This is a genomic window from Phaeobacter cretensis (assembly GCF_047372505.1).
Classification (GTDB): domain Bacteria; phylum Pseudomonadota; class Alphaproteobacteria; order Rhodobacterales; family Rhodobacteraceae; genus Phaeobacter; species Phaeobacter cretensis.
This window is the reverse complement of the sequence record NZ_JBKBEU010000001.1, coordinates 3,951,582-3,965,192: the sequence shown is the minus strand read 5'-3', so window position 1 is coordinate 3,965,192 and position 13,611 is coordinate 3,951,582. Positions and strand designations below refer to the sequence as shown.

Here is a 13,611-nt window from a genome sequence, read left to right as displayed (position 1 = left end):
TGTCACAAAAGGCTCATGCACCGCCCTTAGGTGAGATCGCAAGATCATCACGGGATGGTCCTGAAAATTGACACTCAAGGAGACACAGATGTCCTTTGTGAAACTCACCGCTTCCGCCCTGGCCATTTCGGCTGTTTCTGCCACTGCTGCGGCAGCGCGCGATCAGGTTCAAGTTGCCGGATCCTCGACCGTTCTGCCCTACGCGTCCATCGTGGCCGAAGCTTTTGGCGAGAACTTCGATTTCCCGACACCAGTTGTTGAATCCGGTGGCTCCTCGGCTGGTCTCAAGCGCTTCTGCGAGGGTGTTGGCGAAAACACCATCGACGTTGCGAATGCTTCGCGCCAGATTAAGGAAAAAGAGATCAAAGCCTGTGCCGAGAATGGTGTCACCGACATCATCGAAGTACGCATCGGCTATGATGGCATCGTGTTTGCCAACGACATCAAAGGCAACTCCTTTGAATACACCCCGACAGATTGGTTCTTGGCTCTGTCCGACGAGATCCTTGTTGATGGTAAAATGGTTGCCAATCCGCACAAAACCTGGGCCGACGTGAACAGCGCGTTCCCTGCACAGGACATTCAGGCGTTTATCCCAGGCACCAAGCACGGCACCCGTGAAGTGTTCGAAGACAAAGTGATCCTGGCTGGCTGCGAAGTCACCGGCGCATTTGAGCACCTGCTGGCGCACGCCGAAGGCGACAGCGACAAAGCCAAGAAAAAAGCTGCCGAGAAAGCTTGTATCTCGCTGCGCACCGACGGCAAATCGGTCGACATCGACGGTGACTACACCGAGACTCTGGCTCGCATCGAAAGCAACAAAGACGGCATCGGCGTCTTTGGTCTGGCATTCTATGAGAACAACACCGACAAGCTGCAGGTTGCAACTATGTCCGGTATCGTTCCTACCACTGAGACCATCGCCGAAGGTGAATACCCTGTATCCCGCCCGCTGTTCTTCTACGTGAAGAAAGCCCACATCGGCGTGATCCCCGGCCTGAAAGAATATGCTGAATTCTTCGTCGCTGATGAAGTTGCAGGTCCTGATGGCCCACTGGCAGAATACGGTCTGGTTGCTGATCCTGAGCTGAGCAAAACTCAGGCTTCGGTTTCCGAAGAAGAGGTTATGGGCGGCAACTCCTGATCGCTCGGCCTAAAATGACTTTACGGGCCGGGGCATCTCAATGTGCCCCGGCCCAATTTATGACAGACCTATTTTGACACCTCTCTTGCAGCCCGGCTGGGCCGGCCCCTGCAGAACCGGATTTTTCCGTCTCACTCAAACGGAGTAGCTGATGCCGACAGTTTGGCTCGTTATTGCCCTCCTTGCCCTTGCGGGACTGGGCTTTGTGCTGGGGCGCAACCGCGCACTTGCTTCGGCGGGAGGCGACGCCAAGGCGTTGCATTCCCTGCCTGCTTACTACGGATACAACGTGGCCTTCAGCGCGTTGTTACCCGCAATTGCCGTGCTCGCAATCTGGACACTGGCCCAACCGATGGTGATCGAGAATCGCGTCTCAGCGCTGATCCCCACAGAATTGCTCCCCGAAAACTCCACTCTCGGTCTGGTGATGACCGATGTGCGCCGTCTTGCCGAAGGGATGGACCAAGCCGTTGAGCAGGGCGTCTTGTCCTCAGTCGAGGCCGGCAACCTGAATAGTGGCGAAACCGACATTCGCGCGAAGCTTGGTGAAATCGGCGTCGCGTTAGGGTCTGACGTGCGCCCGGAAGTATTGGCCGCCGCACAAAGTTATCGCAGCCAATCAAACACCGGCCAGATCATCATGACTGTAATCGTCGCCGTTTTGGCTTTTGGCGGGTTTGCATGGGCTTATAGTCACACACATAAGGATTTCCGCGCCCGCAACGTGGTTGAGCAGGGGATCATGGCGCTGTTGATCCTTGCGGCCAGCCTGGCGATCCTGACCACCATCGGCATCGTCTTCTCGATGCTGTTCGAAAGCGTCAACTTCTTTGGCCTTCATGCGTGGAGCGACTTCTTCTTTGGCACCACATGGGCGCCGAACTTCCGTGGTGACAGCGATCTCTCGATCCTGCCATTGCTCTGGGGCACTCTGTATATATCTGCCATTGCTTTGTTGGTCGCCGTGCCTGTTGGATTGTTTGCAGCGATCTACCTGTCGGAATATGCGAGCAACACCACACGCGCGTTCGCCAAACCGCTGTTGGAAATCCTGGCCGGCATCCCGACCATTGTTTACGGCCTCTTTGCGCTACTGACCGTTGGCCCGCTACTGGTGAAGTTTTTTGGTCAGGGGGAAGATGGTATCCTCGGTGTTGAATGGATGAGCGGTGCGACATCTGTTCTGACAGCCGGTCTGGTGATGGGCATCATGCTGATCCCTTTCGTCTCGTCACTGTCCGATGACATCGTCAATGCGGTGCCGCAGTCGATGCGCGATGGCTCGCTTGGGCTTGGAGCCACAAAATCCGAAACCATCCGCCAGGTTGTCATTCCGGCCGCCCTGCCGGGCATCGTAGGTGCGGTACTGCTTGCCGCATCACGCGCCATTGGCGAAACAATGATTGTGGTCATGGGGGCAGGGGCAATCGCGAAATTCTCGCTCAACCCTCTGGAATCGATGACAACAATCACCACCCGTATCGTCAGTCAACTGACCGGTGATACGGATTTCGCCAGCCCCGAAACGCTGGTCGCCTTTGCCCTGGGCCTGACACTTTTTGTCTTGACCCTCGGCCTTAATGTCCTGGCGCTCTATATCGTGCGCAAATACCGGGAGCAGTACGACTAATGACTGATATCAGCCAAAATACCCCCGGCCCAAATTCTGCCAGCGCCGGGAAACAGCACTCAGGTTCGCTGCTGCAGCAGTCAGACCGCACCCGCAAACGCAACGCCGCAGAGCGACGCTTCCGGGGTTACGGCATCGCTGCCATCTCTATTGGCCTGTTGATGCTTGCAGTTCTGGTTGTCAACATTGTCAGCCGAGGCACCGGCGCGTTCCAGCAAACCTTTGTCACGTTGGATGTTGAGCTGCTGGAAAGCAAACTGGACAAATCCGGCAGACGTGACCTCGATGCGATTAAAAAGGTCACCACCTTTGGTTATTCGCCGCTGATCAAGGGTGCTGTTCAGGCGAAGGTCGAAGAACTGGGGATTGAAACTGGTTTGAAAGCCAAGGCAATGGCCGGCATCTTGTCGAAAGACGCCGCTGCTCAGCTCCGTGCTTATGTGCTGGCGAACCCCAATCAGATCGGTGAGACGGTTGAGTTTCGTTTTCTCGCGTCCAGCCGGGTCGATGGGTACCTAAAGGGCCGTGTTAGCCGCGAGAGCATCGCCAATGACAAAAGCATCTCGGCCGAGCAGCTCGATCTTGTCGATTCTCTGATTGCATCAAACGCTATCGAGAAAACCTTCAACCTCGATTTCATCACCGGAGCTGACGCATCAGATGCCCGCCCGGAAGCAGCAGGCATGGGGGTCTCTATGATGGGATCACTGTTCATGATGATGGTGGTTCTGACGTTGGCGCTGCCAATTGGTGTCGCGGCATCGATCTATCTCGAGGAATTTGCACCCAAAAACTGGCTCACCGATGTGATTGAGGTGAATATCTCCAACCTCGCCGCAGTTCCTTCTATTGTGTTTGGTATCCTTGGCCTTGCGGTGTTCATCAACTACATGCATTTGCCTATGTCCGCGCCACTTGTCGGTGGCCTCGTGCTAACGCTGATGACACTGCCAACGGTGATCATTTCTACACGCGCCTCACTCAAATCAGTTCCCCCTTCGATCCGCGATGCGGCATTGGGGGTCGGGGCCTCGCGGATGCAGGCGGTGTTCCACCACGTGCTGCCACTGGCTGCGCCGGGAATTCTGACCGGGACCATTATTGGTCTGGCACAGGCCTTGGGTGAAACCGCGCCGCTGCTCCTGATTGGCATGGTTGGTTTCATTGCATCCAACGCACCAGAAACTCTGGCAGATGGCCTGCTGGCGCCGAACTCCGCGATGCCTGCCCAAATCTATGAGTGGGCCAAACGAGCGGACCCTGCATTTTACGAACGCGCCTGGGGCGGTATCATCATTCTGTTGATCTTCCTCGTAACCATGAACACAGTGGCTGTAATCCTACGCCGCCGCTTTGAACGCCGCTGGTAAGAGGGGCCTGATATGAACCAGATGACTGCATTGGACAAAGACGTGCAAACCAAGCCAACCAAGATCGCCGCCACAAACGTGAATGTCTACTACGGTGACTCTCACGCGATTAAGGACGTCAACGTCAAAATCGAAGATAACACCGTCACAGCATTTATCGGCCCGTCAGGTTGTGGCAAATCCACGTTTCTGCGCTGCCTCAACCGGATGAATGACACCATTGATATCTGCCGCGTTACCGGCGACATATCGATCGATGACGAAGACATCTACGACAGCCGCGTTGATCCGGTGCAACTGCGCGCCAAAGTGGGCATGGTGTTTCAGAAACCCAACCCATTCCCCAAGTCGATCTATGACAACGTGGCCTATGGTCCGCGCATCCATGGTCTAGCCGCAAGCAAGGCCGAACTGGATGAGATCGTTGAAAAATCCCTGCGTCGCGGCGCAATCTGGGACGAGGTCAAAGATCGTCTTGATGCACCGGGCACTGGGCTTTCAGGTGGTCAGCAACAGCGTCTTTGCATCGCTCGCGCAGTGGCAACCGAACCCGAAGTGCTGTTGATGGATGAGCCTTGCTCTGCATTGGATCCCATTGCGACTGCCCAGATCGAGGAACTGATCGACGAGCTGCGTGACAGCTATTCCGTGGTGATCGTGACGCACTCGATGCAGCAGGCCGCCCGTGTCAGCCAGAAAACCGCCTTCTTCCACCTTGGTAATCTGGTGGAATTTGGAGCCACCGGTCAAATTTTCACCAATCCCGAAGATCCGCGCACAGAAAGCTATATCACCGGCCGTATTGGCTGATTGTGAGGAAGAAAAAACATGCCAGAGCAACATATTGCATCCGCATTCGACCGTGATCTGGAAGCCATTCAGGCCCAGATCATGAAAATGGGCGGCCTTGTTGAGGCAGCCATCATGGACGCCGCACGAGCACTGGAAACCCGTGACGAGGAATTGGCCCAGCAAGTCCGTAAAGGCGACGTTGCCATCGACGGCTTGGAAGAACTGATCAACGAAGAAGCCGCCCGGGTTATCGCTCTCCGCGCACCTGCTGCCGTCGATTTGCGGCTGGTTCTGTCGGTGATAAAAATCTCCGGAAATCTGGAGCGCATCGGCGACTATGCCAAGAACATTGCCAAACGGACGGCGGTGCTTGCGCAAGCACCCAATGTCTCCGAAAGCGCCTCTGCCATGCGCCGCATGGCGCGTGAGGTCGAACTGATGCTGAAAGATGCGCTCGATTCCTACATCCAACGTGATGTCGAGCTGGCGCAAGATGTGATCGCACGCGACCGCGACGTCGACCAGATGTACAACGCATTGTTCCGTGAATTCCTCACCTTTATGATGGAAGATCCCCGCAATATCACTCCTTGCATGCATCTTCATTTCATCGCCAAAAATGTCGAACGCATGGGCGACCATGTGACGTCGATCGCTGAACAGGTGGTTTATCTGGTGACCGGTGACAAACCCGAAGACGACCGCCAAAAAGCGGACACGACTTCGTCTGTGCCACAGGAGGTCTGAAAATGGCTGCCGACCAACCCACTGTTCTGGTGGTCGAGGATGAATTGGCGCAACGCGAGGTTCTGGCGTATAATCTGGAAGCCGATGGGTTTCGTGTCCTGCGCGCCGAACATGGCGAAGAGGCACTGCTGATCGTCGACGAGAACATGCCCGACATCATTGTGCTCGACTGGATGATGCCAAACCTAAGCGGTATCGAAGTCTGCCGTCGCCTCAAGACCCGGCCAGAAACCCGATCCATCCCGATAATCATGCTATCTGCACGATCAGAGGAAATTGACAAGGTTCGCGGGCTGGAAACGGGCGCCGATGACTATGTCGTTAAACCCTATTCGGTCATTGAGCTGATGGCCCGTGTGCGTACGCAGTTGCGCCGCGTTCGCCCTTCAACTGTTGGGGTGCGACTGGAGTTTGACGACATCATTCTGGATGCCGAAACCCACAAGGTCAGCCGTGACGAAGCGCCATTGAAGCTCGGACCGACTGAATTCCGCCTTCTCTCCACCTTTATGGAGAAACCAGGCCGGGTCTGGAGCCGCGAACAGCTGCTGGATAGGGTCTGGGGCAGAGACATCTATGTCGATACCCGCACCGTTGATGTCCATATTGGGCGTCTGCGCAAGGCTCTGACGCAACACGGCGGAAGTGACCCAGTGCGGACGGTACGCGGCGCAGGCTACGCATTAGGGTAGGGGTCTAACCCTTTGAAAATAGGCCTCGGCGTTGTCGAGGTCTTTTTTTATTTCTATCGCCACTATCGCGGCAACGGATCCTCAGGCTGGGCCTGTTCAGCCAACCAGTTGCGAAATTTGATCAAGGCAGGGTCTTTGGATCTCGCCTCTGGCCAAACCAGATAGTAGGCACCGGGACTTTCTGTCGGGGTGTGATGCAGGGCGACCAATCGTCTGGTCGCCAGATCTTGCTCAACCAAATAATCCGGCATAAGCGCCACCCCCAACCCATGCAATGCAGCCTGGGTAATGGTTGCGAATTGATCATACATGGTGCCGGATAATTTTTCTTTGATAGCTATATCATGGCTTTGAAACCATTGTTTCCAGGCTTCCGGCCGGGTCTGAATATGCAACAGGGGCAGGGCAGAGATATCTGCAGGCTCAGCAATGTCGCGCCCCTCCAGAAGGTCTGGCGCACAGACAGGTAGCATCTGCTCATGCTTCAGCAACAAAGCATCAGTTCCGGGCCAGTCAGCCGTGCCAAAATGTATAGCAGCATCAAACCCTTCGCTGACGAAGTTGAACGGTTCCAGCCGTGTCGACATATTGATTGTGACATCCGGGTGCAATCGGGCAAATTCTGGCAGACGTGGCATTAGCCAACGCATACCAAATGCAGGTAAAATGGCCAGATTGAGGGTGCCGGCCAAAGGCGAAGCCTGAACCCTCAACGTCGATTGTGCTATCTGGTTCAATGCCTGACGTATATCAGCGGCGTAGATTTCTGCTTCCGGAGACAACGTCAACCGCTTTTGATTGCGCTGCACCAGATCCACTCCCAATTGTCGTTCGAGTGTTTGCAGTTGTCGGCTGACAGCGCCCTGTGTCAGCGCCAACTCATCCGCCGCAGCAGAGGCGCTGCCTAAGCGGTCCAATGCTTCAAGCGCGCGTAGCGCTGCTATTGAGGGGAGAAAGCGTCTTGGCGTTGCCATGTATGAGCTATTGGAATGTTTTCTTGTGGTTCTGTCGCTGTCATTTCTCTTACCGCAAGGTTAAGGTCCGGGGCAAGTTGAGGATTAAAAAGGTGATGACAGATGACCCATAAACCCGCGTTGCGCGCCAAGGATGCCCCAGATCTGGGCCAATTCAATTGGGAAGATCCGCTGCGGTTGGATGATCAACTGACAGAAGATGAGCGCATGATCGCTTCATCTGCACGGGCATATGCGCAAGAAAAACTTCAACCGCGGATTCTAAGTGCCTATGAAAACGAAGAAACCGACCCCGAGATATTCCGGGAAATGGGTGAGATGGGCCTGCTTGGCACTACCATTCCAGAACAATACGGTGGTTTGGGCGCGGGTTATGTGTCCTACGGTCTGGTGGCACGCGAGGTAGAGCGCGTAGACAGTGGATACCGCTCGATGATGTCAGTCCAAAGCTCTTTGGTCATGTATCCCATTTACGCATATGGCAGCGAAGAGCAACGGCAGAAATATCTGCCAAAACTGTCTTCCGGCGAATGGATTGGCTGCTTCGGTCTAACCGAGCCGGATGCCGGTTCCGACCCAGCAGGCATGAAAACCCGCGCCGAGAAAACGGACAGCGGTTACCGGTTGACCGGTTCGAAGATGTGGATTTCAAACGCCCCGATCGCTGATGTCTTTGTCGTTTGGGCAAAGTCAGAAGCGCATGGTGGCAAGATCCGTGGCTTTGTTCTGGAAAAAGGCATGAAGGGCCTTTCTGCACCCAAAATCGCGAACAAGGCCTCGTTGCGCGCATCTATCACTGGCGAGATCGTCATGGATGCGGTTGAAGTCGGTGAAGACGCACTGTTGCCACATGTTCAGGGGTTGAAAGGCCCATTTGGGTGTCTGAACCGCGCTCGCTATGGGATCAGCTGGGGCGCGATGGGCGCAGCGGAAGCCTGCTGGCACGCTGCGCGCCAATACGGGCTGGATCGCAAACAATTCGGTCGTCCGCTGGCCAACACACAGCTGTTTCAACTGAAACTTGCGAACATGCAAACAGAGATCAGTCTGGGTCTACAAGCATCGCTGCGGGTTGGTCGCTTGATGGATGATGCCAATGCAGCGCCTGAAATGATTTCAATCGTGAAACGCAACAACTGTGGCAAAGCGCTTGAGATTGCACGCAACGCGCGCGACATGCACGGCGGCAACGGCATCAGTTTGGAGTTCGGTGTAATCCGACACATGGTAAACCTCGAAACAGTAAACACTTATGAAGGTACACATGATGTTCACGCACTGATCCTGGGCCGAGCACAAACCGGCCTACAGGCGTTTTTCTGAACAAGCAGACACGTCAAAATGATTAAAAAGCGCATCGTTGGCCGACAACGATGCGCTTTTTCGTTAAGATCGTGAATGAATTATGAGCGTTGGTCGTGGTTAACTGCCACAACGGTGGAGACGAAATCGCAAACAGACTTTGCAAAAATGCAGCACGGGATCGTTCTGGTATCCTTGCAAACGAATGTGGTGACAACTGTCGACTCTAAATGGATGCAGCGCAGTAAAAAGGATTAAGCCATGAGCGAGGGAAGCTCAGCATTTCCTTAGGAAAACTGAAAAACGACTTGCAAATAGATTAATCCACCAATGAATTATCGCAGGCCTACCGGCCAACTTATAAGCAGATACCTAGATTTTTGCAGTAGCCGTATTTCTACGCCGACAGAGCAGGTAGATTGCATCTCTGCAAATCAAACACATCATACTGAAGTCGACCCGGTGGTTTTGCTGGTTAATTGCGTTGCATCTATGCATTTCAATCCCAGAAATTGCCTTGTGAGGGGTGTCAAAGATACAAAACACCCAAATATTTCCGCAAGTTAGCGACTGCAACTATGCCAAGCCCGTCAACATTCCTGTATATTACATGAATCAATTTATCTAGAGTCAGATACAACTGAAGGCTCAAGGGTCGTTGCGACGTTTTCCTCTATCTCAGTTTCATCATCTCGTCTTTGAATGCCTCGGTCGGCGTTCGCCACCCAAGGCACTTTCTGGGCGTGTGAGCGATACCTGAACTGCGTCTCCTATTCCTTCTGAGGGTAGGGGCGTTGGCCGAGCTCTTCCATCATCTTTTGGCGAAAGACTTCTGCGGGGGTCTTCCACCCGAGGCATTTTCTGGGCGTCGCGTTGAGGCGGTCACAGATCATTTTCAACTCATGATCTGAGACCGCCGCGATGTCGCGCTTGCGAGGCAGCCATCTTCGCAACCTTCGATTGGTGTTTTCGACTGTCCCTTTCTGCCACGGACTGGACGGATCACAGAACCAGGTTTGCGTGCCGATCTCGGCTTGCAGATGAGGCCAGCTGACGAATTCGGTGCCGCGATCGAAGGTGATAGATTTGCGGGCCAGGTGGGGCAGGTCGCGCACGGCCTTGATGATCTTGCCCATCACAGGTTTTGTTCGCTTGTTCGGGTTCTTCAGAAGCACGGTGAACCGGCTCACGCGCTCAACTAGCGAGGTCACGTTTGATTGCCCAAAGCGTTGTTTGAACAGCATCAAATCGCCCTCCCAGTGACCGAACTGGCGGCAGTGCGCCACGTCATCGGGACGAAACAGGATACTGACATCGCGGTCGAACTTGAGCGCCTGGCGTTTCCTTGCCCGGCGAGGCCTGAGCGACTTTCGGTGCTCGGGCAGGTACCACCAGAGCTCTTGGTCCATGCCTTCTTGGGAAGAGATGTAGCGATAGATCGTTTCCTGGCAGACACGCAGCTTCGCGCCTTCATAGATCATGCGATTGCCGATCTGCTCGGGCGTCCAACCTTGTTTGATGCGTGCGATCACCGTCCTGCACAGGTCTGGATGTCGGATCAGCTTTCGCTGCACGGACCGGCGTTTGTCCGTCTGCAATTGAGCAGCATGACCGAAGTATCCCGCATACTTCTTCGGGAACGCATCATCAGCCCAAAAGTTACGTTTGATCTCGCGAAAGATCGTCGATTTGTGGCGCTTCAAGACACGCGCCATCTCTCTGACGGACACTTTGGCGCGCCACCAGTTCTCAATCTTGCACCGTTCCTGAACGGAAAGTTGCGAATACACAGCTCCCATGCGATGTTCTCCTATTAGATAACTCGTTGTTTTCTAATAGGAGTCGCACTTCAGGGTAGCGCGCTCCCGCGTACATACAAGATACCTGTAATCAGTATTATGTTAATTATAAGAGTGATGTTGCGTAACAGTTGCAGGATTTGACCCGGGATCCGACACTTGGCACAACCCTAGAACAGCAGAACTGAGGCGCGATCGTGCAGCTAAAAGATAAAACCATTGTGATTACCGGAGCTGGTACTGGCATCGGACGCGCATTGGCGCTGGCCGTCGCGGCAGAGCATCCACAAAACATCATCTGTGTAGATATTGACGGCAATAGCGCGGAGCAAACCGCTGCAGCAATCGATGGCATCGCCTATGCGGTCGATGTTACATCTAACATCGCTATCGCCGAAATGATCGACATGATTGAACGTGATATCGCTCCGATTGATCTGTTCTGTTCTAACGCTGGAATTCTGCGCATCGGAGGTCTGGAAACGCCACTGGAGGATTGGCAGCAAAGCTGGGATGTGAATGTAATGGCGCATGTATTTGCTGCAAGGCATCTTGTTCCACGAATGCTCAAGCGCAGTGGCGGTTACTTCCTCAATGTCGCGTCCGCCGCCGGATTGTTGAACCAAATCGGCGCCGCAAGCTATGGCGTTACGAAACATGCCGCTGTCGGATTTTCAGAATGGCTCGCGATTACACATGGTGATCAAGGTATCGGCGTTTCGGTAGCCTGCCCGCAAGCGGTCAAAACGGCTATGACCAGAGGCATGGAAAACAGCGCAGCCAGTGTAGATGGTATGATCTCTGCCGAAGACGTCGCCAGCGCCTGTCTTGATGCCATTGAAAATGAACGATTTCTCGTTCTGCCACATCCAAAAGTAGAAACCTATATGCAGGCGAAGACAGCAGACTATGGCCGCTGGATCACGGGCATGCAACGGTTGCGAGACAAGTTTGACGTACCAAAACCTGACTAAGAGCGATGTTAGTCCTTGGAAATTGGCCGCATTAAACCTTCCTGAGCAACACTGGCGACCAACTGTCCATCTTGCGTAAAGATTGAGCCCCGATTGAACCCACGGCCGTTACCGGCAAAGGGTGAATCCATCGTATACAGATGCCAATCATCGAATTTCACCGGGGCATGGAACCACATTGCATGGTCAAGGCTTGCAGTCATGGCTTGGCGTTTGACAAAGCTTAACCCATGCGGACGTAGTGCAGATCCAAGCAGCCCGTAGTCAGAAACATATGCCATCAAGACATGCTGAAGCTGCGGACTGGCACATTCTGCGGCTTTCATTCTGATCCACATATGATTGATATCACTACATTTATCAGGGTTTATCGGATCTCTTGGCTCAACATCACGAATTTCAAAGGGACGCTCTCGGGTGAATTCCACGCGCAAACGGCCATCCATGTTCGATGCAAGCTGGCGCAACATGATATCGCGCGAAACAAGTGTTTCCGGCCCCTGAACATCTGGAATGTCGTGCTGATGTTCCCAGCCAGGCTCGTTGATGTGAAAAGAGGCTGCGAGATTCAGGATTTGCTTGCCATTCTGCAGTGCCGTCACTCGACGTGTCGTAAAACTGCCGCCATCACGGGATGGATCAACGGCATAAATAACCGGTTGCGATGGGTCGCCCGGACGAATGAAATATGCGTGCAGCGAATGACACAGCCTATCGGGAACCGTAGCATAGGCGGCCATCAACGCCTGAGCTATGACCTGACCGCCATAGATCCGTGTCGGCGTCTCGCCACCTGATCCGATACCGCGATATAGGTTGCGATCTAACTCCTCCAGATCAAGAAGATTGAGCAAAATTTCTGCTGCATCAGGCATTTATCAGTTCCTGTTGATCATCAAACAGGTGGAACAGTTCTACACTGCCCTCCCCTGATTGGCGGATGGATTAGCTGGTTACAGCCCCATGAACCAGTGCCTTTAGTTCTGCGCGAGATGGGTAGGAGCTGGATGGCGCAAGCTGTGTAAAAAACACCACGCTCAGATCAAGAACCGGGTCAACCCAGAAAAACGTGGACGCCATTCCACCCCAACCGAAATCTCCAACAGAACCGGGACAACGTGACCGCGCCGGATTGAGCACAACAGCACCGCCGAGACCAAAGCCCATACCGTCCATTGGTTGTTCCGCAAAACTCTGCGGCCCCATTGATGCAATATCGCCTGACAGATGGTTTTGGCACATAAAATCAACAATCTGCGGACTAATAATATGGTCATTTCCGTGTTTTCCACGCTGCCGGATCAACTCAGCAAAGCGCATGTAGTCATCGATAGTGCTGAGTAGACCACCCCCACCGGAATGCATTTCCGCGGTGCCAAACGGTGTATCATAATAAGAATCTATCAGTCTGAGGCTGTCATGTCCTTTAGTAGCCTCATTCAATTCCATCGCATCGCCGCTCAGTGGAGAATACAGTGACGCCAATAAGTTACCTGTTGTTCTTAGGCTTTTGAAGCCGGTATGAAGCATCCCCAATGGATCAAATATCGTATCTTTCAGAACCGTACCCAAACTATCGCCGGTCACGACCTCAATCACGCGGCCAATAACGTCAATACCAACAGAATATTCCCAACGGCTACCGGGTGCAAAGGCCAATGGAAGCTCAGCCAGCTGCGTAACCTTTGCCGCAAGCGCTCCTTGGTCTGGCTTGAACATCAACTCAGTCTTCGCCATCTCTTCTGGCAGAATGCCTGGGTTGAACGGATAGCTTAGACCGCTGGTATGGGTCAGCAATTCATGCAGGGTTGGCGCTCGACAGCTTTCGATCTGCCCAACATCGATTGCTCCTTCAACAAGGCAGTGCATATCATTGAATTCTGAAAGAAAATCAGAAACCGGCGCATCCAGATGTAACAAGCCCCGTTCAACGAGCATCATCAGTGCCATCGAGGTAACCGGCTTCGTCATAGAATAGATGCGCGCCACTGTATCGCGGGTAAACGGCAGATCTTCTGCGATGTTACGGTGGCCGGTGGCATAGAAGTAACGTTCAGTCCCATTGCGGTGAATAAGCAATGCGCTACCAGCGTATTTGCGTCGATCTACATAGAGATCTTGCCATGAATTGAGATGCTGAAGGCGCGCGGCGTCCATGAGAGCTCCTACTGTCAAGCGTATTGGAAG

Annotated in this window: 12 protein-coding genes; 8 read left to right on the top strand and 4 right to left on the bottom strand. The window is 53.8% G+C overall.

Annotated elements, in window-relative coordinates:
* The first annotated feature begins 88 nt into the window (after window positions 1-88).
* From ACEWZM_RS18745 to phoB, 6 genes are all read left to right on the top strand, one after another.
* Window positions 89-1,144, top strand: coding sequence for a substrate-binding domain-containing protein (locus ACEWZM_RS18745; RefSeq protein ID WP_414007889.1), 1,056 nt, complete (start codon window positions 89-91; stop codon window positions 1,142-1,144).
* Window positions 1,145-1,295: 151 nt separating this feature from the next.
* A complete protein-coding gene (gene pstC, locus ACEWZM_RS18740; RefSeq protein WP_414007888.1) occupies window positions 1,296-2,774 on the top strand; it encodes a phosphate ABC transporter permease subunit PstC in 1,479 nt (492 codons plus the stop codon).
* A complete protein-coding gene (gene pstA / locus ACEWZM_RS18735; protein ID WP_414007887.1) occupies window positions 2,774-4,144 on the top strand; it encodes a phosphate ABC transporter permease PstA in 1,371 nt (456 codons plus the stop codon). The genes pstC and pstA overlap by 1 nt, the downstream gene beginning before the upstream one ends.
* Before the next feature lie 12 nt (window positions 4,145-4,156).
* Window positions 4,157-4,954 (top strand): phosphate ABC transporter ATP-binding protein PstB, encoded by a 798-nt coding sequence (gene pstB, locus ACEWZM_RS18730; protein ID WP_414007886.1) that lies wholly within the window; start codon window positions 4,157-4,159, stop codon window positions 4,952-4,954.
* A gap of 18 nt (window positions 4,955-4,972) precedes the next feature.
* Entirely contained in the window at window positions 4,973-5,683 is a 711-nt protein-coding gene (phoU, locus tag ACEWZM_RS18725) for a phosphate signaling complex protein PhoU (RefSeq protein WP_414007885.1), read from the top strand.
* A 2-nt stretch (window positions 5,684-5,685) separates the two neighbouring features.
* Window positions 5,686-6,375, top strand: coding sequence for a phosphate regulon transcriptional regulator PhoB (gene phoB / locus ACEWZM_RS18720; protein ID WP_414007884.1), 690 nt, complete (start codon window positions 5,686-5,688; stop codon window positions 6,373-6,375).
* Window positions 6,376-6,437: 62 nt separating this feature from the next.
* On the opposite strand, the gene ACEWZM_RS18715 is transcribed toward phoB, so the two are convergent.
* Window positions 6,438-7,349, bottom strand: a complete 912-nt coding sequence (locus ACEWZM_RS18715; protein ID WP_414007883.1) for a LysR family transcriptional regulator — start codon at window positions 7,347-7,349, stop codon at window positions 6,438-6,440.
* Between the two features lie 102 nt (window positions 7,350-7,451).
* Between ACEWZM_RS18715 and ACEWZM_RS18710 the strand changes: the two genes are divergently transcribed.
* On the top strand, window positions 7,452-8,672 hold the full coding sequence (locus ACEWZM_RS18710; RefSeq protein WP_414007882.1) for an acyl-CoA dehydrogenase: 1,221 nt from the start codon (window positions 7,452-7,454) through the stop codon (window positions 8,670-8,672).
* Window positions 8,673-9,421: 749 nt separating this feature from the next.
* Here ACEWZM_RS18710 and ACEWZM_RS18705 read toward each other — a convergent pair.
* Window positions 9,422-10,450: an IS30 family transposase gene (locus ACEWZM_RS18705; protein WP_414007881.1), complete on the bottom strand. Its 1,029-nt coding sequence runs from the start codon at window positions 10,448-10,450 to the stop codon at window positions 9,422-9,424.
* A gap of 197 nt (window positions 10,451-10,647) precedes the next feature.
* On the opposite strand from ACEWZM_RS18705, the gene ACEWZM_RS18700 reads away from it, so the two are divergent.
* Window positions 10,648-11,424: an SDR family NAD(P)-dependent oxidoreductase gene (locus tag ACEWZM_RS18700; protein WP_414007880.1), complete on the top strand. Its 777-nt coding sequence runs from the start codon at window positions 10,648-10,650 to the stop codon at window positions 11,422-11,424.
* Between the two features lie 8 nt (window positions 11,425-11,432).
* Here ACEWZM_RS18700 and ACEWZM_RS18695 read toward each other — a convergent pair whose 3' ends face one another.
* Both ACEWZM_RS18695 and ACEWZM_RS18690 read right to left on the bottom strand, forming a co-directional pair.
* Window positions 11,433-12,299 carry an acyl-CoA thioesterase gene (locus tag ACEWZM_RS18695; protein WP_414007879.1) on the bottom strand — a complete coding sequence of 289 codons (867 nt, stop codon included), beginning with the start codon at window positions 12,297-12,299 and terminating at the stop codon, window positions 11,433-11,435.
* A gap of 70 nt (window positions 12,300-12,369) precedes the next feature.
* Window positions 12,370-13,581: a serine hydrolase domain-containing protein gene (locus ACEWZM_RS18690; protein ID WP_414007878.1), complete on the bottom strand. Its 1,212-nt coding sequence runs from the start codon at window positions 13,579-13,581 to the stop codon at window positions 12,370-12,372.
* Window positions 13,582-13,611 lie beyond the last annotated feature (30 nt).

Coding starts and splice junctions, on each gene's coding strand:
- ACEWZM_RS18745 (WP_414007889.1), top strand. CDS start 89: ATGTCCTTTGTGAAACTCACCGCTTCCGCCCTGGCCATTTCGGCTGTT.
- pstC (WP_414007888.1), top strand. CDS start 1,296: ATGCCGACAGTTTGGCTCGTTATTGCCCTCCTTGCCCTTGCGGGACTG.
- pstA (WP_414007887.1), top strand. CDS start 2,774: ATGACTGATATCAGCCAAAATACCCCCGGCCCAAATTCTGCCAGCGCC.
- pstB (WP_414007886.1), top strand. CDS start 4,157: ATGAACCAGATGACTGCATTGGACAAAGACGTGCAAACCAAGCCAACC.
- phoU (WP_414007885.1), top strand. CDS start 4,973: ATGCCAGAGCAACATATTGCATCCGCATTCGACCGTGATCTGGAAGCC.
- phoB (WP_414007884.1), top strand. CDS start 5,686: ATGGCTGCCGACCAACCCACTGTTCTGGTGGTCGAGGATGAATTGGCG.
- ACEWZM_RS18715 (WP_414007883.1), bottom strand. CDS start 7,349: ATGGCAACGCCAAGACGCTTTCTCCCCTCAATAGCAGCGCTACGCGCG.
- ACEWZM_RS18710 (WP_414007882.1), top strand. CDS start 7,452: ATGACCCATAAACCCGCGTTGCGCGCCAAGGATGCCCCAGATCTGGGC.
- ACEWZM_RS18705 (WP_414007881.1), bottom strand. CDS start 10,450: ATGGGAGCTGTGTATTCGCAACTTTCCGTTCAGGAACGGTGCAAGATT.
- ACEWZM_RS18695 (WP_414007879.1), bottom strand. CDS start 12,299: ATGCCTGATGCAGCAGAAATTTTGCTCAATCTTCTTGATCTGGAGGAG.
- ACEWZM_RS18690 (WP_414007878.1), bottom strand. CDS start 13,581: ATGGACGCCGCGCGCCTTCAGCATCTCAATTCATGGCAAGATCTCTAT.